This is a genomic window from Thalassomonas sp. RHCl1, assembly GCF_947387555.1.
GTDB lineage: Bacteria > Pseudomonadota > Gammaproteobacteria > Enterobacterales > Alteromonadaceae > Thalassomonas.
On the sequence record NZ_CANDNZ010000008.1, the window covers coordinates 49106 to 74186 of the forward strand.

Here is a 25081-nt window from a genome sequence, read left to right on the forward strand (position 1 = left end):
TCAATGGCTGCGGGCAATTTAGCCAACTATTAGCATAAATGACGAGTCGCGCTTGTTGAAGTATTTTTGATTTTTAATTGAGTGATTGATATTTAAGGCTTTTATTTTTTGGTGTAAAGCTTGCTGTTGTTTGTTACCTATCCTTGAAGAGTAACTTTTTATGCAGACAAGAATAAAAAAATACCTGATCACCTTTGCCGGTTTTTTCTGTTTATTTATCGGACTTGTTTTTATTTTGCTTCCGGGGCCCGCGGTTATCTTTGTACCCGCAGGTTTAGCCCTGTTGAGCCTGGAATATCCATTGGCAAAAGCCTGGTTAAGGAAAAGTCAGCGTTGGCTGGCGGCAAGTGCCAGGAAAACAGATAAGCTAATACTTGCCCTGAAAAGGCGTTGGGCGAAAGATTAACCGGGGCTTACCCTAAGCTTGATAGAGTTGACTTAGGGTAAGCTTAAAACAGGGATTATGCCGCCTGGTAGGCTGCTTTCATGGCATTGTAGTCGTTGGCGATATTGTCCATGGTGGCCTGGTCGAATTCTCTTAAGCCGCTGAGGATCATGTGTTTTTCGCCATGGCCGACCACTTCCCCTTCGGATAACAGGTCAAAGGCCAGGCAGGCATTACCGCGTTTGCCTTCGATGGTGAGCTCGGTTTTGGCCAATACCAGGCTGATCTCTTTAATATCTAAACGCTGTAAGTCGATAGCCATGCTTTCATACATGATCATAGGTCTGGCCGGATTGATCATGACATTTTCTTTGGCCATCAGTTCAACCAGCAGATGCGGGAAAGTATGTCCGGAAAAGCCGACATAAGCCTTGATCAAAGATTCGATCAACGCTGGGTTATCGGTTTTATCACCTGAAGCGCCGATTTCCAGGTATTCTTTCCCGTTGTCGTCGGTGACTTTGACATCTTGCCCGAGACTTTGTGGAAAATTCAGTTCATTTTCATCGGTGACCATGCCGGAAAACTTAAAGCGCATTTGCTGATGCAAACCGGCGCGGGCCAGGGTCACGGCAAAGAGTAAATCGCCGGGCACACAAAAGCGCTTGGCTTCGATGTTATGCAGTGGATTAAAGTCATCGGCGATTTGCTTAGCAAAATCACTTGCCTGCTGACGAGAAAAGCGGACTTTATCGCTTGAGCTGCTGTAAAATTTATCAATAAACATAACTATTCTTATTCACTTTCAATGCCGAAAACCGGCAGCATTCTACCAGCAGTTGCCGGGCAAATCGAAGTAATTTATTAGTAAGACTACAAAGCAGACCAGTATTGCTCTCTGCTTTAGATTGGCTTTAAGCGTACAGGTGTTAAGGCTGTTGCAGCTGCTCGAGAGTAAAATTTTTCACCAGTTGCTCTTTTGCCCGCTTGCTCAGCCGCTTAAGTTGGTATTCTCTGCTGCTTGCATCGGATCTGGTATGTAATTGCTCGGCATAAACCAGGTCTACCGGACGGCGCACACGTGTATATTTTGCTGCGAGCTTATTTGAGGTATTATGTTCATTGACCCGGCGCTTAAGATCTGTGGTGATGCCGGCATAAAGGCTGTTATCGGCGCAGCGTAAAAAATAGACGTACCAGGAAGATGACATTCATTTTGCTTATTGATGTTTTAGGCGATGATAGCAAAGTTACACTTATCCGGGCAAAATTATCTTGCTTGTTCATTCCAGGGTCAGGCTCTGGAATGCAGAAATGGCTTTTTGGTGAGCCTTGCGCTGATAAGTGCCCGGCAGATGATGTTATGCAGGTAAACCGGCGAATATAGATTGGGTGTTTAATGCTAGAAATCTCTAATACAGTGACTTTATCCGAGTGGGAAATTGAACTGAGCGCGATACGTTCTCAGGGAAATGGCGGACAAAGAGTGAATAAGGTCGCCACTGCGATCCATTTGCGCTTTGATATCAAACGCTCGGCATTACCCTCGGTATATAAGGAGAGGTTGCTTAAGCTTGCTGACAGCCGTATCACTGCCGATGGTGTGGTGATTATCAAAGCGCAGTCTTACCGTACCCAAGATCAGAATAAGCAGGATGCACTGGAAAGGCTGAAGGCGTTAATACTTTCCGCCATGGTGGTGCAGAAAAAGCGCAGGGCAACCAAACCCACCAGAAGTTCGCATCGCAAACGCATGGACAATAAGGCTAAGAAAGGGGCGACCAAAGCGCTGCGTGGTAAAGTTAATTACTAGTGCTGGTATTGAGGAATATTTTTTTTTAGTATAGCGCGCTTAATTTGAGGGCAGGACAGTTTAATGACAAAAACAGAAGTAGGGGCAATACGCAAATTAACGGCGCAACTCGACGCCGACGGCAATATTGATTACCAGCTGCCGGTGGGGGAATTGAGTTTACCCCTGAATCCTTTGATCGGCCGTAAAATATCCCTTCATTTTGCTAATAAAATTACTTGCTGCCACTGCGGGCGCAATACCAAAAAGAGCTATTCCCAGGGCTATTGTTTTCCCTGCATGCAAAAACTGGCTCAATGCGATATGTGTATTATGAAGCCGGAAACCTGCCACCATCATCTGGGCACCTGCCGTGAGCCCGAATGGGGAGAGCAGCACTGCATGATCCCCCATTATGTTTATCTGGCCAATACTTCGGGATTAAAAGTGGGCATCACCCGTCAGGGACAAGTACCGACCCGCTGGATCGATCAGGGGGCAACCCAGGCCTTGCCTATTTTTAAAGTCAATACCCGGTTGCAGTCAGGATTGGTGGAAATTGCCCTGGCGGAATTTATCGCTGATAAAACCAACTGGCGCGCTATGCTTAAAGGCAATGCCGAGCCGATTGATTTAGCGGCGAAAGCAAAAGAGCTTAAACCTTTGATCAGTGATAAGTTAGCCGATATTCGCTTGAACTATGGTGAAGATGCGGTGCAGTCGCTGGATTTACCTGTGGTGGACTTACATTTTCCGGTGTCGGAATATTTGACGAAAATCACTTCCTTTAACCTGGATAAAACCCCTGAAGTGTCAGGGACTTTAATGGGTATTAAAGGGCAGTATCTGATTTTTGATAACGGGGTGATTAATATCCGAAAATATACCTCATATCATATTCATGTAGAATACGAAGAAGAATAAAACTTTACCCTTATTCTGACTATAATGAGTAGAGCAAAAGAGTAGCAAGGCGTTGGCAAGTCTGCTGCTCGGATATATAGCCTCGCAGGAATGCGATCATAACAATCTCTGCGTATATTGTTACTATTAGGAATGCTTTATATGAAAGCTGTAGAATATGCCGAAAAGGCAGGTGAGATTTTTGTTTTGTCTGATTCTTTCATCCGTATTAAAGAATTGATAGATGATGAAGCCTCCACCATAGATGATATTGCCGAAGTGATCCTCTTGGATCCCGCCTTGTCCGGTACCTTACTCAAGTTAGCGAACAGCTCATTTTTCAATTACCCGGGCAAGATAGATACGGTTTCTAAAGCCGTGTTGGTGTTGGGGATCACTGAGGTCTATAACCTGGTGATCGCCTATTTTACCACCGAGGCTTTTAAGCCTATCAATGCCGAAGAAGATTTCCTGGAAAGCTTTTGGCAAAGAAGTGTTGATTGTGCCTTATTGATCAAGTTTTTGGGCACCACCATGAATATTGCCAATGCCGAAAGACTATTTATTCTCGGGTTATTGCATGACTTAGGGGAGCTGGTGGTACAGCAGTTTGATCCGGATAAGGTTATTGCCTGCCATAGCGATGATCCGGCGGTTTTACCCTGGCAAAAACAGCAAGAGGTGTTAGGTTTTACTTACGGTGACTGTACTGCGGAATTGCTGAAGTTATGGCAATTGCCCTATAGCCTGATCAAGCCGATCCGCGAGCAGGATGATAATGACTTTGACCAGTCAAGCAGTGAAACTCAGTTACTCTATCTGGCCAAGCGGGTGATGATACGCAACAGTTTTTATCCTGAGCACCCATACTCGATTGTCTTTAGCGATGATATGATTGAACTTGATGATCAAATCCTCGATGCTGCGGTGGAGTATTGCGATCTAGAGCGCCTGGGTATTTTATCTGTGCTTAAACCCAGCTCTGTGATGATTTACTAATCCAGATAAAAGAAACCTGAAGTCTTCGGGTTTCTTTCCTTTGCCTGCTTTCTCAGGCAATCCCCAGGTTTGTCCTGCCTTTCCCGTCGCCCTATAACGGTGCATTTATTGTTTGCCCCTGACTGGTAATACTTTTTTTACGCCGTAATTTACTTTTGCACCATCAAAGAGCGTTGCCGGTTTTTTGCTGCACCAAGGAGGGGCAAGGTTTTTGGTTAATGCTATCTTTTCAAGATAACTGTTTGAAAAATAACTGTAAAAAATAATGGCACAGCTATTGTTTATAAACTCGTCAATAGAGCACAACTATCTGGGGAAGTTTATGAAATTAGTCAACGCTATCATTAAGCCTTTTAAACTTGATGATGTTCGTGAAGCGATATCTGAAATCGGGGTTGAAGGCCTGACAGTAAGTGAAGTGAAAGGATTTGGCCGGCAAAAAGGTCACACCGAGCTTTATCGTGGCGCCGAATACCAGGTCGACTTTCTGCCGAAAGTAAAATTAGAAATCGCGGTAAATTCCGAAGTGGTTGAGCGCTTAGTGGAAGCCATTAGTAAATCGGCTTATACCGGGAAAATAGGCGACGGTAAAATCTTTGTCTATGACCTACAACAAGCTGTTCGTATCCGCACCGGCGAATTAGACAGCCAAGCAATTTAACCAAGGGGATAGAATGGAAGAGTTAGTGAAAGTTTCATCAAGTGTCAGTGAATTACGTTTTGCACTGGATACATTTTATTTTTTAATTTCCGGCGCTTTGGTGATGTGGATGGCCGCCGGTTTCGCAATGCTGGAAGCCGGGTTGGTTCGTTCTAAGAATACAACAGAAATTTTAACCAAAAACATATGTTTATATGCCATTGCTTGTGTGATGTTTCTTCTGGTCGGTTATAACATCATGTATGTCGATAATCCCGAAGGTGGCATATTGCCTTCTTTTGCCGGTCTGATCGGCACCCAGGCCGCTGACGCCGATCACTCATTAGAATCAGATTTCTTTTTCCAGGTAGTATTTGTTGCTACCGCCATGTCCATTGTTTCGGGCGCGGTGGCTGAGCGCATGAAATTATGGGCGTTTCTGACATTCTCTGTGGTTTTAACCGGTTTTATTTATCCCCTTGAAGGTTATTGGACCTGGGGCGGCGGTTTCTTGTCCGAAGCCGGTTTCAGTGACTTTGCCGGCTCGGGTATAGTGCATATGGCAGGTGCGGCGGCGGCATTAGCCGGGGTGTTACTGCTGGGTTCCCGTAAAGGAAAATACGGTAAAAATGGTGCTATTTATCCGATCCCGGGATCGAATATGCCTCTGGCGACACTTGGTACCTTTATTTTATGGATGGGTTGGTTTGGCTTCAACGGCGGTTCGCAACTTATGGTTTCAGACGCCGAAAATGCCACCGCGGTCGGGAAAATCTTTTTAAACACCAATGCTGCGGCGGCTGCCGGTGCTGTTGCCGCATTATTGCTGAATAAAGTTATTTGGGGTAAGGCAGACCTGACCATGATCTTAAACGGCGCCCTGGCCGGTTTGGTGGCGATCACCGCGGATCCTTTATCGCCTACGCCGATCTTCGCCAGTTTAATTGGTGCCCTGGCCGGTGTGCTAGTGGTATTTTCTATCATAGGTTTTGACAAGATCAAAATTGATGATCCGGTAGGTGCGATCTCAGTGCACGGTGTTGTTGGTTTCTTCGGTGTCATGGCGGTGCCTTTCAGCAATGGCGATGCAAGCTTTTTAACCCAGCTTTACGGCTGTGCGGTGATCTTCGGCTGGGTTTTTGTTGCCAGTTTAATTGTCTGGAGTATTCTTAAGAAAGTCATGGGTATACGTGTCAGTGACGAGGAAGAATATAACGGTGTCGATAAATCTGATTGCGGTATTGAAGCTTACCCTGAATTTGTTTCCGTAAACAGCTAACCTGTTTTGCAGTAAAAGTTAGCAAGGACAAAAGCCAGCACGTGTTGCTGGCTTTTTTATACATGGATGTATTTCAGCTTGTATGCTCCCGGCACAAGCTAAGTCCTTACCTCCTGTAAGTAATCCTGCAATCATACGGATATGAAGGAGCAGGGAGCTCACTTTTGTTGATTTATGACCATAATCGAAAATAATCACCTGTTTTAGCTACTGATTTACTGCCAAACAATAGCTTTTATGTAGAATTAGCGGTATAAAATGTTGCAGCTTATTACATAAATAAATATCACCATAGGAAATACAATGGCGAGAGAACAATTCGGAGTTTGTGCCGAGCCAAGTTTACATGGCTCATATTTATTTTTTAATGCCGTTGATGAGCAAAATACTTATCTCAGACAGGCGTTGTCGCGCTTGCCGGTATTATTTGAAAAATATGCGGATCGTTTTTCTGAGTCTAATCTCACCGGGGTGATTGCCATCGGGGCCAATTACTGGGATGAGTTTAATCCCGACAGCAGGCCAAAATCTTTAGCGCCTTTTCCTGCCATGGAATGCGAGGATCGTATTGCCCCGGCGCAGAGCATAGATCTTTATATTGAGGTTCGCAGCGATCGCGCCGACGTTAATCATATTGTCAGCTCTAAAGTTTGCGATTTACTGGCAGAAAGTGTAGAGCTGGTTGAGGAAGTGCATGCTTTCAGATTTCTCGACGGCCGGGATCTCACCGGTTTTGTTGACGGCACCGAAAATCCGCAAGGTTTCCATCGCCGTAAAGTTGCCCTGGTAACCGATGAAAGCGACGGTGATTTTGCCGGTGGCAGTTATTTACACGTACAGCGCTATCGTCATAATCTGCATTTATGGCAATCTCTGAAAGTGAAAGAGCAGGAAGATGTTTTTGGTCGCACTAAGGTGGATAACATAGAGTATCCCGGCGAACAGAAAAGTCCAGGGGCGCATACTAAACGCACCAACCTCAAAGATGAACAGGGCAATAGTATCGAAATATTAAGACAAAGCATGCCCTACGGCGATATGAAAATGCAGGGCTTAATGTTTGTTTCTTACTGCCATTCTCCCGAGCCTTTCGAACTGATGTTAAAAAGTATGATTTATGGCGATGGCTCAGGGCATTCAGATCATATGTTAAAATATACCCAGGCAGAAACCGGCGCCGCCTTTTTTGCGCCGAGCTTAAATTTCCTGGAGAGTCTGGCGCAGGAATAACGTCTGAATCGAAAAGGGCCGAAATTATTCGGCCTTTTTTATGCTCAGGATGAGCTGTATGCCATGATCACAGGGATGTGAAAGAATGGCGATGCTCAGGATGAGCTGTCAATATCCTGTTCCCGATAAATATTCAGTACCTGCATCCTTGCAGGCAATACCATGATCACACGGATGCCAAGGAATGGTGATACTGGTTTTCGCTGAGATAATACTTAAGCGAGATTTTTAGAGAATAAGACTTCCAGTTTGCCGATTGTCTGTTTTATCTGGCTGACATCTGTTGGTGCAATAAAGATAGTATCGTCACCGGCAATGGTGCCAAGTACTCCGTCGCTTTTGCTTAAGCTGTCCAGCAAGCGGGCGATAAGTTGGGCTGCCCCTGGGCTGGTGCGGATAATGATCATCACATCGTTATGCTCAATATCGAGTACCAGTTGTTTTAGCGGGCTTTTTGCCGTTGGTACGCCTAGCTCTGCCGGCAGGCAATAAACCATGTCCTGACGGGCGTTGCGGGTGCGGACTGCTCCGAATTTACTGAGCATGCGCGAGACCTTGGATTGACTGATATTGTCAAAACCCTGGGCTTTGAGTGCATCGACTATGTCGCCCTGAGAGCCAAATTGTTCTTGCTTTAATAACTCTTTAAAGGCCTGTACCAGTGCTTCTTGCTTTTGTTGAACTGTCATAATGTGCTGCTATTTTGTTATCTTCACTACTAATGATATGGAATCTTGGGCTATCTAACGCGATAATTTGTTACCCAAGTATTATACGGTATCCTGCACAAGGTTAATAATATTTGTTTTTTTGCCCCTTATGCTATATCTTTTGGCGGCAGAAAATTTTAAGTAATTACTCAAATACTCAAATTCCGGAGACATTTCATGAAAGTTGCTGTTTTAGGCGCAGCTGGCGGTATCGGCCAGGCGTTATCTTTGTTACTCAAGACTCAGTTACCTGCAGGCTCTGAGTTATCTCTTTATGACGTTGCACCTGTTGTACCCGGTGTTGCTGTTGATTTATCACACATCCCAACGGCAGTAAAAGTTGAAGGCTTTGGTGCCGATGATTTAGCACCTGCCTTAGCCGGTGCCGATATCGTATTGATCCCTGCCGGTATGCCGCGTAAGCCTGGTATGGACCGTGCCGATCTTTTTGCTGTAAATGCCGGTATCATCAAAACTTTGGCTGAAGGTATTGTTGCTAACTGTCCTAAAGCCCTGGTTGGTATTATTACTAACCCGGTAAACGGCACTGTACCAATTGTTGCTGAAGTGTTCAAAAAAGCAGGAACTTATGACGCCGGCCGTGTATTCGGTGTGACTACCTTAGACGTAATTCGCTCAGAAGCTTTTATTGCCGAATTAAAAGGTCTGGACGTTGCTGATGTTAAAATTCCAGTGATCGGTGGTCACTCAGGTACAACTATTTTACCTCTGCTTTCTCAGGTTGAAGGCGTAACTTTCTCTGATGAAGAAGTTGCTGCATTAACACCGCGTATCCAAAATGCCGGTACCGAAGTGGTTAACGCTAAAGCGGGTGGCGGTTCTGCTACTTTATCTATGGGCGCTGCAGCAGCACGCTTTTGTATGTCTTTGGTTAAAGGCCTGCAAGGTGAAGAAGTTGTTGATTATGCCTATGTTGAAGGCGAAGGTGAAGAAGCCGCTTATTTTGCCCGTCCGGTACGTTTAGGCGTAAACGGTGTTGCTGAGATTTTATCTTACGGCGAGCTAAGTGCTTTTGAAGAAAAAGCCAAACAAGATATGCTGGCCACTTTGAACAGCGATATTCAAGAAGGTATCGACTTCATTAATGGTTAATCGCTATTAATAAGTGAATGAACACCTGATATAAAAAAACCGCTTTTCAGCGGTTTTTTTTATGCATGTAAGTATTTATATTGCGCTTCCTTACAAAGGAAAAGAGCAGGCCTTATACCTGGAAGCTTTCGTGGTGCTTAGACGCTGCGGTTTGCTGCGATATGCGCCAGGGCGATTAACGCGTCTTTGTATTCAGACGGTTCCAATACAGCCAAGGCGTTTATGGCCTTGTCTGCTTCCTGCTCGGCTTTGTGCTGGGCATAGGTTAAGGCGCCGGTTTCCTGCATGGCGTTAAGAATTTCATCCAGGTTATCCATGCCGTTATTGAGCTCTATCGCTTCGCGGATCAATTGTTTTTGCGTCTCTGTGCCATTTTCCATGGCATAAATGAGCGGCAGGGTGGGTTTGCCTTCGGCGAGGTCATCACCGACGTTTTTGCCCATTTCCTTGGCATCGGCGGTATAGTCCATAATATCGTCCACCAGCTGGAAGGCGGTGCCTAAATGTTTACCGTAGTCGGTCATCGCCTTTTCGGTTTTTTCATCTTTTCCTGCGATCACGGCGGCCAGTCTGGTGGCCGCTTCAAACAGCTTGGCGGTTTTGCAGTAAATGACTTCCATATAGCTGGTTTCTGTGGTGTCGGGGTCGTTGCAATTCATCAATTGCAGTACTTCACCTTCGGCAACGATATTGGTGGCGTCCGATAAAATTTCCATGATGCGCATGTTATTGAGTTTTACCATCATCTGGAATGAACGGGTGTAGAGAAAATCCCCCACCAGTACGCTGGCGCTGTTGCCGAACATGGCATTGGCGGTTTCCCGTCCCCTGCGCATACTGGACTCATCCACCACGTCATCATGCAGCAAGGTGGCGGTATGGATAAACTCAATAATGGCAGCGACACTGGCATGATCCTGTCCCTGGTAATTGAGCGCCCGGGCGGCCAGTACCGTCAGCAGTGGCCGCATGCGTTTACCGCCCGCGTTAACAATATAGATACCCAGCTGGTTTATCAGTGCCACATCGGATTGTAACTGACCGTAAATCAGGTCGTTTACAACTGTCATATCGGTGCGCGCTAGCGCTTGTATATTATCAAGATCCATAAAGCTCAATTAGGTACCCTAAGTCTCGTCCGCATTATCAGTTTAATGGCCCCAGAGTTTACACTAAAATCAGCCGCAGAGAAGGTTTGTCTGGCCTTTGTCTGGTGTTTGTTTCATTACGCCAAGAAATATTAATAAATGATCGTTTTATACTTGCCCTCATTAGGATCTTCGAGTAGAATTCGCGCCCTATATTTTTAAATTTATGCGTCACATTTGAAGGTTGGCGCAGTACGGAGTAGCTATGTACGCAGTATTCCAAAGTGGTGGTAAACAGCACCGCGTGACCGAAGGTCAAACTGTTCGTCTTGAAAAGCTAGAGCTTGAAGTCGGATCGACTGTAGAATTCGATAACGTTTTAATGATCGCCAATGGCGAAGAAATCAATGTAGGCGCGCCTTACATTGCCGGTGGTAAAGTAGTAGCTGAAGTTGTTACTCAAGGCCGCGCTGATAAAGTTAAAATTGTTAAATTTAAACGTCGTAAGCATTCACGCAAGCAAGCGGGCCATCGTCAATGGTTCACTGAAGTGAAGATTACTGGTATTAACGGCTAATTAGGAGCGATTTGATATGGCACATAAGAAGGCTGCAGGTAGTACACGTAACGGTCGTGACTCAGAAAGTAAACGTCTTGGCGTTAAGCGTTTTGGCGGTGAAACAGTTTTAGCTGGTAACATCATTGTTCGTCAACGTGGTACTAAGTTCCACGCTGGTAACAACATGGGTATCGGTAAAGACCACACTTTATTCGCTTTAACTGACGGTAAAGTTCAGTTTGAAGTTAAAGGTCCTAAGAACCGCAAATTTGTAAGCATTGTTGCTGAATAATCTTACATTTGAGTTCTAAAAGCCTCGCACTTCAGCGAGGTTTTTTTTTGCCTCAAGATAAAAGGCTGATTGCCGGGCAAGCATAATGTTGGCTGTCTTGGTATAATACTAGGCAGTTATAACTTTGGAGTTATTCAAAACACCATGAAATTCGTTGATGAAGTTGAAATCAGGGTTGAAGCCGGCGACGGCGGCAACGGCTGCGTCAGTTTTCGTAAAGAAAAATACATTGAATTCGGCGGCCCCAATGGCGGCGACGGCGGTGACGGCGGCGACGTCTATCTGATCGCCGACGAAAATTTAAATACCTTGATAGATTATCGTTTTGAACGTTTTCATCGGGCGGGACGGGGCGAGAACGGCAGAAGCCGTGACTGTACCGGGAAAAGCGCCGACGATTTGTTTTTAAAAGTACCTGTGGGGACCCGGGCCGTAGATGTGGACACCGGGGAGCAGCTTGGCGATTTAACCCAGCATAAGCAAAAACTTATGGTAGCCAAAGGTGGCTGGCATGGTTTGGGCAATACTCGCTTTAAAAGCAGTACCAACCGTGCGCCAAGACAAAAAACCGACGGTACCCCGGGCGAAATTCGTAACCTGAAACTTGAATTACTTCTGTTGGCGGATGTCGGTTTGCTTGGTTTGCCCAATGCCGGCAAGTCAACCCTGATCCGCAGCGTTTCGGCGGCAAAACCTAAGGTAGCGGATTACCCTTTTACCACTTTGGTGCCTAATCTGGGTGTGGTACGCCTGGATCAGCAACGCAGTTTTGTTATCGCCGATATTCCCGGATTAATCGAAGGGGCGGCCGAAGGTGCAGGTTTAGGCACCCAGTTCCTCAAGCATCTTGAACGCTGCCGGGTATTGTTACATGTTATCGATGTGATGCCGGTAGACGGTTCAGATCCGGTGGAAAATGCCCGTACCATTATCGGTGAGCTGGAAAGACATTCGCAGGCACTATCGGATAAGCCCCGCTGGATTGTCTTTAACAAGCTGGATTTATTGCTGGAAGAAGAAGCGCAGGAGATCACTAATGAGATCCTGGCCGCACTCGACTGGCAGGGAGACGTCTTTAGCATTTCTGCCTTTAATAAAATGGGCACGGATGAGCTCTGTAACAAGCTGATGTCCTTTATCGAAACATTGCCAGCCGAAGAGGAAGAAACACCGGTAGATGGCAGCGAGGTTGAGTTTAAATGGGACACTTATCATGATCAGGCGATGTCGGACTTAGATGATGATCTTGACGACGATGACTGGGATGAAGACGACTATGATGTTGAGGTTGAATACCGTCAGTAGGTTTTCTGTCTAAGCTCGGCTTGATATCCGCCTTAGCTTCAACTCGCTAAAGTATTAAAGCACTGGTTGTTACAGCCGGTGCTTTTTTGTTTTTAATTGTGGCAAAACCCTTTAAACTTGCTGCAAACTTGGTAAAACAGAAATTTTATGACCCAACTCTCCCTGATCGTTGCTTGTGCGGATAACAATATTATCGGCAAAGATAACCAAATGCCCTGGCATTTGCCTGCCGACCTGGCGTATTTTAAAAAAACCACCTTAGGTAAACCCATTATCATGGGGCGAAAAACCTATGAGTCTATCGGCCGGCCGCTACCCGGGCGGCAAAATATCGTGATTTCCCGTAATCCGGATTTCAGCGCCGAAGGGGTTGATGTGGTTACTTGCGTTGAACAGGCATTGGCCTTAGCCGGAGATGTGGAGGAGATCATGGTGATCGGTGGCGGTGCTATTTATAGCCATTGTTTACCGGCAGCAACCCGCTTGTATGTGACCCATATCAAGGCGACTATCGAAGGAGACACCCGCTTTCCGGATTTTGACGGTGAAAAAAACTGGGTGAAAACGGCGAGTGAATTACGCCCGGCGGATGAAAAAAATGCCTATGATCTCGATTTTTGTGTTTACGAGCGCAAGTGATAGCTGACTTAAATCTTGTTGTAAACTGTTAAGATTTAGCTATAACCCCTGCTGCTTCATGTCCCCATGAATGCAGGGGGATTTACAAGGAGGTAAGGACTTAGCTTGTGCCGGGAAGCAGACAAGCTGAAATACATCCATGCATAAACCCAGCTCCTGCTCATCCTGAGCTCGCTGGATAAATACATCCATGCATAAACCCAGCTCCTGCTCATCCTGAGCCCGCTGGATAAATACTTCCATGTATAAACCCAGCTCCTGCTCATCCTGAGCCCGCTGGATAAATACTTCCATGTATAACCCCAGCTCCTGCTCATCCTGAGCCCGCTGGATAAATACTTCCATGTATAAAAAAACCAGCCCGGGAGCTGGTTTTTTGTGCTTAGTTGGGCTTAAGACTAAAGCTTAAACTCCTGTACCGACTGTTGCAGTTCTTCTGCCAGGCGGGCCACTTCGCCACTGGAAGAAGCGGTTTGCTGTGAGCCGGCAGTGGTTTGCTCGGCGATAGCCACAATGGATTCCAGGTTTTCGCTGATCTCATGGGCAACCACACTTTGCTCTTCTGCTGCGGTGGCAATCTGAGAGCTGCGGTCATAGGCTTCATGTACCGCGTGGGTGATGGTTTCCAGCGCCTTGTCTGCCAGTTCGCTTTGCTCGACACAGTTGGCTGCCTGGGATTTACCCGTATCCATAACCGCTACCGCTTTCTCGGCGCCGCTTTGCAGCACTTCGATCATGTTATGGATTTCCTGGGTAGATTCCTGGGTCCGGCTGGCCAGGGTTCTTACTTCGTCGGCAACAACCGCGAATCCACGGCCCTGTTCACCGGCACGGGCTGCCTCGATAGCGGCGTTAAGGGCCAGCAGGTTGGTCTGCTCGGCGATGCCGCGGATGACATCAAGAATACCGCCGATGGAGGCGCTGTCCTGCTGTAGCTTATTGATCACCTGGGAAGCAGACTCTACTTCGTTGGCCAGCAATTCAATGGTTTTACGGTTATTGTCAGAAATACCTTTAACGCGCTCGGCTTCATCATCCGCCTGTTTGATTTCTCCCAGGGCGTCATTGGCGCTGGACAATACGCTTTGTGAGGTACTGCTCATTTCCGTGGTGGCGGTTGCCGCCTGCTCTACCTGGTTACGCTGCTCTTCGATGGCGGTGGTGCTTTGTGCGGTTACCGCTGAAGTTTCCTCTGCAGCTGCCGCTAACTGGGTGGAGCGGCTGACGATGCTTTCGATCAGGTTACGCAGGCTTTCGATCAGGGTGTTACAGTTTTTAGACAGTTGGGCAAATTCATCCGTACCCGAGTCGTCCAGCTTGCGGGACAGGTCACCGGAGGCGACGATATTAAGCATTTCATTGACCCTAAAGAGCGGGCGGGTAATGCTGATCAGGATATAAAAAGCGGTACCTATGGCAATAAAAGCAGCAACAACAGTGAAAAAGATGGTCAAACCTTTACCGTCGGAGACTGCGCCGTTCACCATCTCTGCCGTGGTGGTTTTGGTTTCGTTTGCCAGGGAAACTTGCTTAGCTAAGATGCTGCTGGCAGAGGCAATATTGCTTTCTGCCGATGCCAGCATTGCTGTCGCTTGTGCAATGGCGTTAAGCTGAGCTTCCTTATTGGCAAAAATACTGTTTTCACCGTTGATCAGGTTGCTGACTTCGCCAACAGCATCTGTGACTTCGTCGGCAACATCGGACGCATCGTTGCTGTTTAATTCGTTGAGTACATCATCAATAGAGCGGCTAAGCTCGGTATAACTGTTGGTTAATTCTCTTTCGATTAGCTGGGAAGTTTGGACATCCAGGATATCCCGGTATTCAAAGGCGGAGCTGACGATGGAGTTCAATAAGGTTTCGGTTTGTTCGGCTAAACTCACCGCCCGTTGTAGCTTAGTGTCCGCCAGATCGTGATCGGCAAGGTCGAGCAATACCGTGGCGGCATCATCGGCTTTTTCTTCCAGGGTATCCACTTTTTCGGCCAAGGCTGTGGCCTGCTCTATGCTGATTTGGCGATTTTCGAAGACACTGCCGACATTACCGCTAAAGGCATTATAAACATCATCGACCTTGCGCAGGTTGGCAATTAAGTGGCTTTTATCCTGTACTAAGGCTTTTAACTTTTTTAATGCACCTGAAAATAAAGTGTTGGCGCTGTCAAAGGCCTGCTGGTTTTCTGCCAGCGGGGTAAGTTCGCTTTGATAATAACCTTTGAGGGTCAGGTTGCCCATCTGAGCTAATTCAAGGGTCAGTTGGTTGCTGCCCGCCAAGGTGGGGACGGCTAGCTCGCTCATTTCCAACGTTGCATCTTGAATTTTGTTGAGGCTGCTCCATGAGATGATACTGGTTATAACCAGAAGTACAGTAATAATGGCAAAACCACCCTTGATTTTCATTGCCACAGTTAGATTCATAAACACCACCAGTTGAACTTTAGAGTTAAGAATAGAGAATAAATGACTTTAATGATCATTATTCAAATTTTTAATATGTTACAGGAATCGACAGCCCGCTGTTACAGTATTTAAGCATTTTGTCATAATTAATCATTATAACAAGCAAATCAAGGATTCCATTTTGAAATGGTAAATTTAATTGTCAGATATGGGTGTGGGATTGTTCGGTAAAAACTTGCTTATCGTGCCACCTTAATAAGGTGAGATGATTGCCCCAGACACAGCCGGTGTCCAGGGCATAAAGGTTGGCATGCGGGCACTGGCCCATCAGGGAAGCCCAGTGGCCGAAAACCCAGTTGGCCGAATCCAGTTGTTTATTGAGCTGGTACCAGGGGAAGATATCTTTGGGGGCATGCTCGGGGGTTTCTTTACAGCTAAATTCCAATGACAAATCTTCCCGGCAGTAGCGCATCCGGGTGAAGGCATTAATGGTATAGCGGAACTTTTCCACTTCGGTTTTCGCCTGGTGCCAGTTGTCGGGGGAGTTACCGTACATTTGTTTCAGCCAAGTATCCCTGTCACTACCTTTTAGTTTTTCACTGGCGCTTGCCGCCTGGGCTAGGGCGTCTTTTATGCTCCACTGGGGCGATAAACCGGCGTGGCTGATATAGGTTTCTTCTCCAGGCAGTTGACGCAGTAGCGGCTGCCCGGCTAACCACTGGATTAAGGCCGGCAAATCCGGGGCCTGGAGTATCTGCTCGAGCTTATCTTTGGGGTTGGCTTTTTTAATGCCGGCGGCGATGGCGAGTAAATGCAGGTCATGGTTACCCAGCACCATTTTGGCACTCTCTCCCAGGGAGATTAAAAACCTCAGGGTCTCGAGGGATTGCGGCCCGCGGGCGACGATATCTCCGGCCAGGTATAACTGATCCTGCTCAGGGCAAAAAGCGGCCTGGTTCAGCAGGCTTTTAAGCTCTTGCAAGCAGCCCTGTATATCTCCGACCAGATAAATCGCCATATAAACTTTTCCTGCTTCCCTGTTTCGGCTAATTGAGAATGTTGGGCATGGCCAGGCGGAACACCGGGATTTCTGCCCTGAGAGTTTCTCCCTGCGGATTTTGCAGTTGGTAATAGCCCTGCATGGTACCAAGGGGGGTTTCAAAGACTGAGCCACTGGTATAGCTGAAACTGGCGCCGGGTAAAATATCCGGGGTCTGGCCGATAACACCTTCACCTTCTACAGTGCTGGTTTCACCATTGGCATCGGTGATCAACCAGCTGCGTGCTAATAACCTGACCGCCTGCTCACTGTTATTGGTGATGGTGATGGTATAACTGAAGGCATAAGTCTGCTCTTGGGGCAATGACTGCTCCGGCAAATAAGTGCTTTTGGCACTGACGCTTATCTTAGAGCAAATATCGTTACCAAGATCTTGTTGTCTGTCTGATGCCTGGTTTGAGCGGGTATTGCATTCATTCATCATTTTAACCTTGTTATTGCTCCGGCGGGTGGTCAACGATAAAGTTGGCAAGGCGGATATATTGATCCAGCGTGAGGTTTTCCGGCCTTAATCCCGGGTCTATTTCTAAACTTTGCAGTTGTTCAACCGTTAATAACTTTTTAAAGCTGTTGCGGATGGTTTTTCTGCGCTGGTTGAAGGCGGCCAGACAAACCTTGTTCAGGGCCTCGATATCTTTCACCGGATTTTTGATTTCTTTATGCGGCACCAGGCGTACTATGGCCGAGTCGACCTTAGGGGCAGGCTTAAAGGCTTCCGGACCGATTTTCATTACCGGGATCACCTGGCACTGGTACTGGGTCATGATTGACAGCCGGCCGTAAGCCTTAGAATTTTCTCCCGATGCCATACGTTCCACGACTTCTTTTTGCAGCATAAAATGCATATCTTTCACTTTATCTTTAAAGCTTAAAAGATGAAAAATCAGCGGTGTGGAAATATTATAGGGCAGGTTGCCAAAGATACGTAACGGCTTATCCGGGGTTGCCAGTTGGGCAAAATCGAATTTGAGCGCATCGGTTTCATGTATGGTCAGGTGCGGCGCCCAAAACGGGTGATGGCGCAATCTGTGGGCCAGATCCCGGTCGAGTTCCACCACAGAGAGTTTGCCGGCACGTTCGATCACCGGTTCGGTTAAGGCACCTAATCCGGGGCCGATCTCAATTAAGTTTTCTCCCGGCTCGGGATTGATGGCATCAACAATCTGGCTGATGACGGCATCGTTGTGCAAGAAGTTTTGACCGAAGCGTTTTTTGGCCTGGTGGCCTAAATGTGAATTTTTACTCATGATTTGTTATTTACTAAGTGAATGGCATTAGACATGGCTTCAATAAAGCTGCCGGAATCCGCCTGGCCGGTTGCAGCCAGCTCCAGTGCCGTGCCGTGGTCAACGGAAGTGCGGATAAAAGGTAAACCTAAGGTGATATTGACGGAAGCGCCAAATCCCTTGTATTTAAGTACCGGTAAGCCTTGGTCATGATACATGGTCAAGATGGCATCCGCCTGGCTTAAATATTTTTCCTGGAAAATGGTATCCGCCGGCAGTGGCCCGATAATATTCATGCCTTCGCGTCGCAATTCTTCAAAGGCAGGGATGATGGTTTCAATCTCTTCCCCGCCGAGATGACCGTCTTCACCGGCATGCGGGTTTAAACCACAGGCATAGATGGCTGGATTTTTGATGCCGAATTTTTCGATCAAATCCCGGTGTAGAATACGGGTGACTTTTTGCAGTCTTTCCGTGGTAATGGCTTTGGCGACATAGGCCAGCGGAATATGGGTGGTCACCAGGGCAACCCGCAAGCCTTCTGTGGCCAACATCATCACCACATCGCTGCAATTGGCCTGGTGGGCAAAATATTCGGTATGGCCGCTAAAGGGAATACCTGCCTGGTTAATCAAGCCTTTGTGTACCGGGCCGGTGACGATGGCATCAAATTCACCTGAGATATTTTTCTCGCTGGCAATACGTAAGCTTTCTACCACGTAGTGGCCATTGTCCGGGTTAAGTTCACCGGGTACACAGGGGGCTGCCAGTTCCAGCGGTAAAATGGTCAGGGTGCCGGCCTGTTGCGGCAATGCGGCGGCACTTGCGTCGTATGGTGTCAACTCAAGCGGTAATTGCAGTTGTTTGGCCCGCTCAAGCAGCAGCTCAGGGGAGGCGATAACCACCACTTGTACCGGCCAGGCTTGCTGGGCAATGGCGATCACCAGGTCGGGGCCAATACCCGCAGGTTCACCCGGGGTAATGGCAATGCGTTTAGTCATTATTTCTCTTCCAGATCAAATACTTCTATATGTGCTTGATCTCGGGTTTCTTTGATCCAGCGGGCGCTTTCCATACCGAACTTACGGTTGTAGAGCATTTGATAAGCCCGGTTTTCATTCATTTTCTCGGTGGCATCAAGCGTACGGCGGCCGGTTAACTGCACCAGGTGCCAGCCAAAAGAGGAACGGAACGGCTTGTGGTATTCGTTGATGTCCAGTCGGGCCAGTGCATCTTTAAAGGCGGGATCATAGCTGTTGGGATCGGCCCAGCCGAGATCGCCGCCCTTAACGGAAGTGGGGCCGTCGGAGTGCTCTTTGGCCAGCTCGGCAAAATCGGCTTCACCGGCGTTTAGCTGATCCAGGAAACCCTGCAGCATTTCTTCGGCTTTGGCTTCGCTTAAGATCACCGAAGGTTCGATCAAAATATGGCGCGACTCCACTTCTTCGATTTCGACCACTTCTTTACCGCGGATATCCTTGACTTTGACGATACTAAAACCCAAACCGGTACGGATAGGGCCTAAAACCGTACCCTTGGCTTCGCCGTCGATGATTTCGGAAAACAGGGTCGGCATTTCATTGATGGTTTTCCAGCCGAGATCCCCCCCTTCCAGGGCGTTGCTGTCACTGGATGAGGCGATGGCAATCCTGGCAAAGTCTGAGCCATTATTAAGCAGCTCTATTACCTTATCGGCGCGGGTTTTGGCGGCATTGATATCTTCCTGGTTGGGATCTGCCGGAAAGGCGATCAGGATATGGCCAAGTTGGTATTCAACCTCATTGGTGGTTTGCTCTTTCATCATTTTCAGCAGGTTGCCGACTTCCTGCGGGGAAATATAAACACGGCGGTGGACACTGGCGCGGCGTACTTCACCGGAAATCAGTTCGGTACGTACGCTTTCACGGTATTGTTCATACTCCAGGCCGTCGGCGATGATGTTTTCACGGAACTGTTCCAGGGAAAGGCCGTTATCCCGGGCCATATTGGTCAGGGTTTCATCGAGCTGGGCATCGCTGACCTGCACCCCCATGCGTTCGCCGATTTGCAGGATTAAACTGTCATTGATCAGTTTGTCCATCACCTGCACCCGCAGGGCGTTATCTGAGGGCAGCTCTTGATTATTATTTTTGGCTTGCTGCTTAATGCTTTGGATTAAGTCCTGAATTTCTGACTCAAGTACAACCCCGGTATTGGCAACGGCAGCTATCCTGTCCAGCGGTACTTCTTCTGCCTGTAGGTTTAGGGCAGCACCAAAAAATAATGATGAAGCCAGTGTTAATAACTTAAATGAATTTTTCATGTATATAATTATCTTGATTAATTATTGAGAAAATACGGACGTTTGTAACCGAATATACTCGAGTTAAACATATCTTGTCTGCCAACGGTTGAATCCTGGCCGCCAAACCCTTTCTGGAACTTTATCATAAAACCGCTGTTAAATTCATCGCGGTTTTCATTAATAAAGTCTTGCTCGTCGATATTAGTGTTGATTTGCCTTTGGTAGATAAAACGTACCCGCCAGCAGCAGCTTTCGTATTCCAATCCCGCATAAGACTCAATACTGCGATTTTGTTGAAGATCCTGTGTGATCCGGCCAACAAAGGTCCATTTTTTATCTATCTTGGTACTGCCGAGCAATGAAATTTGTTCCAGTGTAGAGTCTGAGACATTACGACTGTACCTATGGTTCAATTGGATCAGCTGATTTTCATTAAACTGGTAATCCAGGTTCACCTGGCTTTTATCGGTGACATTGGTGGTGGTATTGTACTGGATGTCGCCGCTTAACTGCCATTGATGGTTAATGCGGTAGAACAGATCCGCCGCCAGGGCCGACTTATTGGCGGAAATACCCAAAGTATCGTCGGCGGCAAAGTTACTGTCGTTGAGATAAACTATGCCCCCCAGGCTGGCCCGGAACAGTTCCTGGTGTGACCGGCTTAAGATCCGGCTGGTTACCCCCCAGGAAACCTGGTTGGCATGAGCAATTCTGTCTAAACCGCTGTAACGGCGATCCCTGAATAAGCCGTTGTAGTCATCCTGTAATCTTGCGGTATCGTAGACGGCGATATCGCTTTGGTCCTTATCCGGGATATATAAATACTGCAACTGAGGTTCGAAGGTCTGGGTTAAGCCCTTACCGAAGGCCTGGAGGTCGCGGTCAAAATTGATGCCGCCGTGAAAACGGATCTTTGGCAGGGTTCGGCTGACGGTTTCTTCAAAGTCGTCGTTCTCGGCAATATCTTCCTGCTGATAATAGGTTTGCAGCACTTTTAACTCGGAATTAAGGAACCAGGCGGGGCTGGTGAGGGGAAAATTAAATCCGGCTTCTACATGGTAGCGGTTCGCCTTGGGCTGCGCTTTATTGGGAGTTTCAAACCGGGTCAACTCGGAATAGACCTCGAATTGGCCATTTAGCAAAGGCAGCGGCTGTTGGCTGGCGATTTCGATTTGCGGCAAGGTTTTATAACTGTGCTGATGATTTCCCAAGACTTCGAAATCCTGCAGTTTAAAGGTGGTTTGCCAGTTCTCGCCAAAATAGGATAACTCGCCTACCTGGTATAGATAGGCGTCATTGGCCTTGTATTCTTCACTGCCGATATCCACCAGGTAATTATCGTCACTGATGGTGGTATAGTCGATATAGGCGCGGAAACGATCCGAGAAGGTACCGCTATGCTGGTAGCGGGCCAGATAACGGGGATCATTATTGGCGTTGAGTTCATTATCCTTGTTCAGGTATTCCAGGTTGATTTTCCCAAACTGCAGATCCGCAAGATAGCGAAATTCCGTCAACAGTTGCATGCCGCGCTTAGACATGTAACGCGGGGTGATGGTCGCATCCAGGTTTTCCGCGATGTTCCAGTAAAAAGGCATGGCAACTTCGACCCCCGAACTGCCGGAAGAGCTGAACTGGGGTTCCAGCAAGCCTGACTTACGTTCGTTGGTGACCGGATAATTAAAATAGGGCAGATAAAACACCGGCACCCCGAATAATCTCAGTCGGGCATGGTAGGCTTCGACATAATTTTCTTCTACCGAGAGATTGATGGCGGCGGCTTTGATTTGCCAGTCAGGGACTTCACCGAGACAAGCGGTGTAGGTGGAGTCAATCATGCTCAACTCACCGTCTTTGTTGACGATAATGGCGCCTGCTTCCCCTTTGCCCGGGCTATTGACCAGCTGGTAGGAAGTCTTGGTTAACTGGGTTGATTGGGTCTCGTCACTGGCATCCAGGGCGTTGGCAAAAACATTGACCATATTATTTTGAAAGTGAATATTGCCTTTGGCGTTAAAAGACTCCGACTGGCGGTTTACTTTCAGTTCATCTGCTTTAATCCGGTGTTCCTCGTTGATCAGGGTGACATCGCCGGTGAACTTTGCCACCTGGTTTCTTAGCAAACTGGTATGGTCGGCCACGATTTTGATCGTTTGTCCTTCACCTGCCTGATATCCGGGCGCCAGCTGGGGGTATGCCGGAGGCAAACATTGCGGCGCCGGGCTTAGATCGGTTACTGAGGTTTCGGCGGCGACAGCCCCTGAAAAAAACAGGCAATAATAAGCAGAGAAAACTTTACGAGAAAATGGCATTTAGAGTCCGGAAATAATAATGATAATATGGTGATTATTAATATTTATATAAGTTTAAGCCGATGAAATGCGGTATTTTACTGCATAACTTGGATATGATATAGCAATTTTCATTATCCTGCTAATTGGTTATATTGGGCTTTTTGTTAAAAAGGGTAAAAGTTTGTCGCTAACTTCAAGAGAAACAGGGCTGAAGAGCTGGTTATGTGGAGTGTTTTCAGTACCTGAGATCAGCTTACTGTCTATGAACGGTGATGCCGGTTTTCGTCAATACTACCGCTTTGATCTCGATGGTGTTTCTTATGTCGCGGTGGATGCACCGCCACAATATTCCAATAACCAGGGATTTATCGCGCTCGGATCAGGCCTTGCTGAAAGTGGCATCCAGGTACCGGAAATGAAAGCCGGGGATCTGGAACTGGGTTATTTTTGCTTAACCGACTTTGGCGACACCCTGCTCTCGAATGTGCTCTCGAGCGACAATATGCAGGCTTATTACCGCCAGGCAATCGAATTGTTACCGGCCATTGCCACCAGCCAACCGGCAGGAGATTATGTTTTACCCGACTATGACCGGCCCTTTATAGACTTTGAGTTATCGATCTTTACCGAGTGGTTGCTTGCAAAGCATTTAAATATTGATTTATCACCGCAAGAGTTGCAGAAATTACGCGCCTGCTTTGATATTTTAATCGACTCTGCCCTGGCGCAGCCGCAAGTGACCATGCACCGGGATTATCATAGCCGTAATATTATGTTATTGGCTGATAAAAACTTAGGTATTATCGATTTTCAGGACGCGGTCAGAGGCCCGGTGACCTATGATATCGTTTCTTTATTGCGGGATTGTTATCTGCGCTGGCCAGATCAGCAGATCGGCCCGTTATTTGAGTATTACTGCGATTTGATCACCAAAGCATTAAACTTACCCCGGGTGAGCGCGGCAAAATGGCAGCGTTGGTTTGATCTGATGGGGCTGCAGCGCCACCTCAAAGCCAGCGGCATCTTTGCCCGTTTATATCACAGGGACAATAAAGCTGGCTATTTAAAGGATATTCCGCTAACCCTTGCTTACATCCAGGATATCAGCGGCTGTTATGATGAATTGGCATTCCTGCACCAGTTAGTGGCAGAGCAGGTATTGCCGGCGTTGGCTGCTAAGGAAAACCTTGAGCAGCAAGTCTTGCCAGCTGCTGCCGGCAACGAACAATAAGAGAATGAAACGACCATGAAAGCCATGATTTTAGCGGCAGGGAGGGGAGAGCGCATGAAACCCTTAACCGATACCTGCCCTAAACCTATGTTAACCGTACACGGCAAGCCGTTGATTGAATATCATATCGAACGCTTGGTGGCCGCCGGGATCACTGAGATAGTGATTAACCATGCCTGGCTGGGACAGCAAATAGAAACCTACCTGGGAGATGGCAGCCGCTGGCATGCCAATATCCGCTACAGCGCCGAAAAAAACGGTGCGCTGGAAACGGCAGGCGGCATAGCCAATGCCTTGCCTTTATTGGGGCAGGAAGCATTTTGGCTGGTTAATGGTGATGTTTTTAGTTCTTTTGATTTTAAAGCGCAACCTAAGCTTGACGGGCAGCAGCAGGCTCATCTGTTTATGGTCAATAATCCCGAGCACCACCCGGGCGGGGATTTTGCCATTACCCAGGGAATGCTGGATAACTTGTCTGAAAATAAGGCGCAGCGGCAAAGTTATACCTATAGTGGCATCGCGATATTTAAGCCGGCGTTTTTTCAGCAGCAAGCTTTCTTTTCTGGATCCGGCTGTTCAGGGCAGGGGGCCGGTACTGTGATGCCCCTGGGGCCCTTGCTGCGCGAAGGGGCGAACCAGCAAAAAATAACCGCCAGTATATTACCCGGCAGCTGGACCGATGTTGGTACGCCCGAACGTTTGGCTCAGCTCAACCAGGACACTCACTCAGTGTCATAAAGGGTTTAACTGGATATAAATAATATTTGATACGGCAATAACGGATCACCCCGGCGATTGATTTTGCCGTCAAAGGAAAAAGTAACATATGCATATTTGGGGAAAGATTTTAGGCTTTTTGTTTGGCTTTATGCTCAGCAAAAATATTTTTGGTGCCCTGCTCGGTCTCTGGCTCGGGCATTTATTCGATAAAGGGCGCAAGCTCGACTTTGATAATCTCGGGGTCAACCCCAACGATGATATTACCCGCCAGGCGGCGTTTTTTTACACTACCTTTTCCGTGATGGGGCATATTGCCAAAGCAAAAGGCCAGGTCACTAAACATGAAATTGCCTTTGCCACCGCTTATATGGATAAGTTGGGGTTGAGCGGCGAATTAAGGCAGCAGGCCCAGGATGCATTTCGCGAAGGCAAGATGGCGGGTTTTCCGCTTAAGGACAGGTTAAGAAAATTCAGGCAGTCCTGTTCGAACCGCCATGATCTGTTATTGCTGTTTTTAGAAATCCAGATCCAGGTGGCGTTTGCCGACGGCGAAGTGGATCCCGAAGAGCGCAAAGTCTTGCACCAGATAGCAAAGATGCTCGGCTTTTCTGCCCGGGATCTCGATAAACTGTTGGAAATGATGTCGGCGGAATCGGCGTTTCACCAGCAAAGAAGCCGTCAGCAACGTTCGAGTTCGATGCAAAACAACCGGCAGCAGTTGGCAAATGCCTACAAGCTGCTCGGGGTCAGTAAAAGCGATTCAGATCGGGAGATTAAAAAGGCTTATAAAAAACTGATGGCGCAGCATCACCCGGATAAACTGGTGGCCAAAGGTCTGCCTCCGGAAATGATGGAGGTGGCCAAACAGAAAACTCAAGATATCCAGGCGGCTTATGATCTTATATCTAAACAGTGAGCAAGGGGGTTAACACT

The 25081-nt window shown here is 47.4% G+C and carries 27 protein-coding genes; 15 read left to right on the top strand and 12 right to left on the bottom strand.

Translation table 11 applies throughout. The annotated features are described in order from the left end of the window. Nucleotides 1-160 precede the first annotated feature (160 nt). On the top strand, nucleotides 161-406 hold the full coding sequence (locus tag QL234_RS20880) for a PGPGW domain-containing protein (RefSeq protein ID WP_281559706.1): 246 nt from the start codon (nucleotides 161-163) through the stop codon (nucleotides 404-406). Nucleotides 407-461: 55 nt separating this feature from the next. On the opposite strand, the gene QL234_RS20885 is transcribed toward QL234_RS20880, so the two are convergent. Together QL234_RS20885 and QL234_RS20890 are read right to left on the bottom strand one after the other, a co-directional pair. Beyond that, on the bottom strand, nucleotides 462-1172 hold the full coding sequence (locus tag QL234_RS20885) for a DUF3581 family protein (protein ID WP_281559707.1): 711 nt from the start codon (nucleotides 1170-1172) through the stop codon (nucleotides 462-464). A 142-nt stretch (nucleotides 1173-1314) separates the two neighbouring features. Beyond that, on the bottom strand, nucleotides 1315-1596 hold the full coding sequence (locus QL234_RS20890) for a GIY-YIG nuclease family protein (RefSeq protein ID WP_281559708.1): 282 nt from the start codon (nucleotides 1594-1596) through the stop codon (nucleotides 1315-1317). A 188-nt stretch (nucleotides 1597-1784) separates the two neighbouring features. Here QL234_RS20890 and arfB point away from each other — a divergent pair, with 188 nt between their 5' ends. The 6 genes from arfB (at nucleotide 1785) to QL234_RS20920 (ending at nucleotide 7228) form a co-directional block, all read left to right on the top strand. Beyond that, on the top strand, nucleotides 1785-2198 hold the full coding sequence (gene arfB, locus QL234_RS20895) for an alternative ribosome rescue aminoacyl-tRNA hydrolase ArfB (protein WP_281559709.1): 414 nt from the start codon (nucleotides 1785-1787) through the stop codon (nucleotides 2196-2198). Nucleotides 2199-2261: 63 nt separating this feature from the next. After that, nucleotides 2262-3101 carry a DUF2797 domain-containing protein gene (locus QL234_RS20900; protein ID WP_281559710.1) on the top strand — a complete coding sequence of 280 codons (840 nt, stop codon included), beginning with the start codon at nucleotides 2262-2264 and terminating at the stop codon, nucleotides 3099-3101. 141 nt (nucleotides 3102-3242) lie between these two features. Next, a complete protein-coding gene (locus QL234_RS20905; protein ID WP_281559711.1) occupies nucleotides 3243-4079 on the top strand; it encodes an HDOD domain-containing protein in 837 nt (278 codons plus the stop codon). Nucleotides 4080-4401: 322 nt separating this feature from the next. Beyond that, nucleotides 4402-4740: a P-II family nitrogen regulator gene (gene glnK / locus QL234_RS20910; protein WP_044841217.1), complete on the top strand. Its 339-nt coding sequence runs from the start codon at nucleotides 4402-4404 to the stop codon at nucleotides 4738-4740. 13 nt (nucleotides 4741-4753) lie between these two features. Continuing rightward, complete coding sequence (locus QL234_RS20915; protein ID WP_281559712.1) at nucleotides 4754-5998, top strand: ammonium transporter; 1245 nt, start codon at nucleotides 4754-4756, stop codon at nucleotides 5996-5998. Between the two features lie 303 nt (nucleotides 5999-6301). Beyond that, entirely contained in the window at nucleotides 6302-7228 is a 927-nt protein-coding gene (locus QL234_RS20920; RefSeq protein ID WP_281559713.1) for a Dyp-type peroxidase, read from the top strand. Nucleotides 7229-7443: 215 nt separating this feature from the next. On the opposite strand, the gene argR is transcribed toward QL234_RS20920, so the two are convergent. Further along, nucleotides 7444-7917 carry a transcriptional regulator ArgR gene (argR, locus tag QL234_RS20925; RefSeq protein ID WP_281559714.1) on the bottom strand — a complete coding sequence of 158 codons (474 nt, stop codon included), beginning with the start codon at nucleotides 7915-7917 and terminating at the stop codon, nucleotides 7444-7446. A gap of 198 nt (nucleotides 7918-8115) precedes the next feature. Here argR and mdh point away from each other — a divergent pair, with 198 nt between their 5' ends. Next, entirely contained in the window at nucleotides 8116-9051 is a 936-nt protein-coding gene (gene mdh, locus QL234_RS20930; protein ID WP_281559715.1) for a malate dehydrogenase, read from the top strand. A gap of 137 nt (nucleotides 9052-9188) precedes the next feature. On the opposite strand, the gene ispB is transcribed toward mdh, so the two are convergent. Next, entirely contained in the window at nucleotides 9189-10160 is a 972-nt protein-coding gene (gene ispB / locus QL234_RS20935; protein WP_281559716.1) for an octaprenyl diphosphate synthase, read from the bottom strand. Between the two features lie 244 nt (nucleotides 10161-10404). Here ispB and rplU point away from each other — a divergent pair, with 244 nt between their 5' ends. From rplU to folA, 4 genes are all read left to right on the top strand, one after another. Then, entirely contained in the window at nucleotides 10405-10716 is a 312-nt protein-coding gene (gene rplU / locus QL234_RS20940; protein WP_044832164.1) for a 50S ribosomal protein L21, read from the top strand. 16 nt (nucleotides 10717-10732) lie between these two features. Continuing rightward, nucleotides 10733-10990, top strand: coding sequence for a 50S ribosomal protein L27 (gene rpmA / locus QL234_RS20945; RefSeq protein ID WP_281559717.1), 258 nt, complete (start codon nucleotides 10733-10735; stop codon nucleotides 10988-10990). 144 nt (nucleotides 10991-11134) lie between these two features. Beyond that, nucleotides 11135-12295 (top strand): Obg family GTPase CgtA, encoded by a 1161-nt coding sequence (gene cgtA / locus QL234_RS20950; RefSeq protein ID WP_281559718.1) that lies wholly within the window; start codon nucleotides 11135-11137, stop codon nucleotides 12293-12295. A 147-nt stretch (nucleotides 12296-12442) separates the two neighbouring features. Beyond that, nucleotides 12443-12934 carry a type 3 dihydrofolate reductase gene (gene folA / locus QL234_RS20955; protein ID WP_281559719.1) on the top strand — a complete coding sequence of 164 codons (492 nt, stop codon included), beginning with the start codon at nucleotides 12443-12445 and terminating at the stop codon, nucleotides 12932-12934. 39 nt (nucleotides 12935-12973) lie between these two features. Here folA and QL234_RS20960 read toward each other — a convergent pair whose 3' ends face one another. The 8 genes from QL234_RS20960 to lptD all read right to left on the bottom strand — a co-directional run bounded on the left by QL234_RS20960 (nucleotide 12974) and on the right by lptD (nucleotide 22215). Further along, complete coding sequence (locus QL234_RS20960) at nucleotides 12974-13279, bottom strand: hypothetical protein (RefSeq protein WP_281559720.1); 306 nt, start codon at nucleotides 13277-13279, stop codon at nucleotides 12974-12976. 53 nt (nucleotides 13280-13332) lie between these two features. Further along, entirely contained in the window at nucleotides 13333-15351 is a 2019-nt protein-coding gene (locus QL234_RS20965; protein ID WP_281559721.1) for a methyl-accepting chemotaxis protein, read from the bottom strand. Between the two features lie 184 nt (nucleotides 15352-15535). Then, nucleotides 15536-16351: a symmetrical bis(5'-nucleosyl)-tetraphosphatase gene (locus tag QL234_RS20970; RefSeq protein ID WP_281559722.1), complete on the bottom strand. Its 816-nt coding sequence runs from the start codon at nucleotides 16349-16351 to the stop codon at nucleotides 15536-15538. Between the two features lie 28 nt (nucleotides 16352-16379). After that, nucleotides 16380-16817: a Co2+/Mg2+ efflux protein ApaG gene (apaG, locus tag QL234_RS20975; RefSeq protein WP_281559723.1), complete on the bottom strand. Its 438-nt coding sequence runs from the start codon at nucleotides 16815-16817 to the stop codon at nucleotides 16380-16382. A gap of 10 nt (nucleotides 16818-16827) precedes the next feature. Next, the gene (rsmA, locus tag QL234_RS20980; RefSeq protein ID WP_281559724.1) at nucleotides 16828-17640 is read right to left on the bottom strand and encodes a 16S rRNA (adenine(1518)-N(6)/adenine(1519)-N(6))-dimethyltransferase RsmA; all 813 of its coding nucleotides are present in this window, start codon (nucleotides 17638-17640) and stop codon (nucleotides 16828-16830) included. Next, nucleotides 17637-18623: a 4-hydroxythreonine-4-phosphate dehydrogenase PdxA gene (gene pdxA, locus QL234_RS20985; RefSeq protein ID WP_281559881.1), complete on the bottom strand. Its 987-nt coding sequence runs from the start codon at nucleotides 18621-18623 to the stop codon at nucleotides 17637-17639. Before pdxA ends, rsmA begins: the two co-directional genes overlap by 4 nt. Further along, nucleotides 18620-19921 (bottom strand): peptidylprolyl isomerase SurA, encoded by a 1302-nt coding sequence (gene surA, locus QL234_RS20990; RefSeq protein WP_281559725.1) that lies wholly within the window; start codon nucleotides 19919-19921, stop codon nucleotides 18620-18622. Before surA ends, pdxA begins: the two co-directional genes overlap by 4 nt. Nucleotides 19922-19938: 17 nt before the next feature. Next, nucleotides 19939-22215, bottom strand: coding sequence for an LPS assembly protein LptD (gene lptD, locus QL234_RS20995; protein WP_281559726.1), 2277 nt, complete (start codon nucleotides 22213-22215; stop codon nucleotides 19939-19941). 211 nt (nucleotides 22216-22426) lie between these two features. Between lptD and QL234_RS21000 the strand changes: the two genes are divergently transcribed. The 3 genes from QL234_RS21000 (at nucleotide 22427) to djlA (ending at nucleotide 25064) form a co-directional block, all read left to right on the top strand. After that, nucleotides 22427-23428 carry a phosphotransferase gene (locus QL234_RS21000; protein ID WP_281559727.1) on the top strand — a complete coding sequence of 334 codons (1002 nt, stop codon included), beginning with the start codon at nucleotides 22427-22429 and terminating at the stop codon, nucleotides 23426-23428. A 15-nt stretch (nucleotides 23429-23443) separates the two neighbouring features. Further along, on the top strand, nucleotides 23444-24166 hold the full coding sequence (gene murU / locus QL234_RS21005; RefSeq protein WP_281559728.1) for an N-acetylmuramate alpha-1-phosphate uridylyltransferase MurU: 723 nt from the start codon (nucleotides 23444-23446) through the stop codon (nucleotides 24164-24166). A gap of 88 nt (nucleotides 24167-24254) precedes the next feature. Next, nucleotides 24255-25064: a co-chaperone DjlA gene (djlA, locus tag QL234_RS21010; RefSeq protein WP_281559729.1), complete on the top strand. Its 810-nt coding sequence runs from the start codon at nucleotides 24255-24257 to the stop codon at nucleotides 25062-25064. Nucleotides 25065-25081 lie beyond the last annotated feature (17 nt).

Bases quoted from the DNA above. Each gene is read 5' to 3' on its own strand.
- QL234_RS20880 (WP_281559706.1), top strand. From the start codon at position 161: ATGCAGACAAGAATAAAAAAATACCTGATCACCTTTGCCGGTTTTTTC.
- QL234_RS20885 (WP_281559707.1), bottom strand. From the start codon at position 1,172: ATGTTTATTGATAAATTTTACAGCAGCTCAAGCGATAAAGTCCGCTTT.
- QL234_RS20890 (WP_281559708.1), bottom strand. From the start codon at position 1,596: ATGTCATCTTCCTGGTACGTCTATTTTTTACGCTGCGCCGATAACAGC.
- arfB (WP_281559709.1), top strand. From the start codon at position 1,785: ATGCTAGAAATCTCTAATACAGTGACTTTATCCGAGTGGGAAATTGAA.
- QL234_RS20900 (WP_281559710.1), top strand. From the start codon at position 2,262: ATGACAAAAACAGAAGTAGGGGCAATACGCAAATTAACGGCGCAACTC.
- QL234_RS20905 (WP_281559711.1), top strand. From the start codon at position 3,243: ATGAAAGCTGTAGAATATGCCGAAAAGGCAGGTGAGATTTTTGTTTTG.
- glnK (WP_044841217.1), top strand. From the start codon at position 4,402: ATGAAATTAGTCAACGCTATCATTAAGCCTTTTAAACTTGATGATGTT.
- QL234_RS20915 (WP_281559712.1), top strand. From the start codon at position 4,754: ATGGAAGAGTTAGTGAAAGTTTCATCAAGTGTCAGTGAATTACGTTTT.
- QL234_RS20920 (WP_281559713.1), top strand. From the start codon at position 6,302: ATGGCGAGAGAACAATTCGGAGTTTGTGCCGAGCCAAGTTTACATGGC.
- argR (WP_281559714.1), bottom strand. From the start codon at position 7,917: ATGACAGTTCAACAAAAGCAAGAAGCACTGGTACAGGCCTTTAAAGAG.
- mdh (WP_281559715.1), top strand. From the start codon at position 8,116: ATGAAAGTTGCTGTTTTAGGCGCAGCTGGCGGTATCGGCCAGGCGTTA.
- ispB (WP_281559716.1), bottom strand. From the start codon at position 10,160: ATGGATCTTGATAATATACAAGCGCTAGCGCGCACCGATATGACAGTT.
- rplU (WP_044832164.1), top strand. From the start codon at position 10,405: ATGTACGCAGTATTCCAAAGTGGTGGTAAACAGCACCGCGTGACCGAA.
- rpmA (WP_281559717.1), top strand. From the start codon at position 10,733: ATGGCACATAAGAAGGCTGCAGGTAGTACACGTAACGGTCGTGACTCA.
- cgtA (WP_281559718.1), top strand. From the start codon at position 11,135: ATGAAATTCGTTGATGAAGTTGAAATCAGGGTTGAAGCCGGCGACGGC.
- folA (WP_281559719.1), top strand. From the start codon at position 12,443: ATGACCCAACTCTCCCTGATCGTTGCTTGTGCGGATAACAATATTATC.
- QL234_RS20960 (WP_281559720.1), bottom strand. From the start codon at position 13,279: ATGGAAGTATTTATCCAGCGGGCTCAGGATGAGCAGGAGCTGGGGTTA.
- QL234_RS20965 (WP_281559721.1), bottom strand. From the start codon at position 15,351: ATGAATCTAACTGTGGCAATGAAAATCAAGGGTGGTTTTGCCATTATT.
- QL234_RS20970 (WP_281559722.1), bottom strand. From the start codon at position 16,351: ATGGCGATTTATCTGGTCGGAGATATACAGGGCTGCTTGCAAGAGCTT.
- apaG (WP_281559723.1), bottom strand. From the start codon at position 16,817: ATGATGAATGAATGCAATACCCGCTCAAACCAGGCATCAGACAGACAA.
- rsmA (WP_281559724.1), bottom strand. From the start codon at position 17,640: ATGAGTAAAAATTCACATTTAGGCCACCAGGCCAAAAAACGCTTCGGT.
- surA (WP_281559725.1), bottom strand. From the start codon at position 19,921: ATGAAAAATTCATTTAAGTTATTAACACTGGCTTCATCATTATTTTTT.
- lptD (WP_281559726.1), bottom strand. From the start codon at position 22,215: ATGCCATTTTCTCGTAAAGTTTTCTCTGCTTATTATTGCCTGTTTTTT.
- murU (WP_281559728.1), top strand. From the start codon at position 23,444: ATGAAAGCCATGATTTTAGCGGCAGGGAGGGGAGAGCGCATGAAACCC.
- djlA (WP_281559729.1), top strand. From the start codon at position 24,255: ATGCATATTTGGGGAAAGATTTTAGGCTTTTTGTTTGGCTTTATGCTC.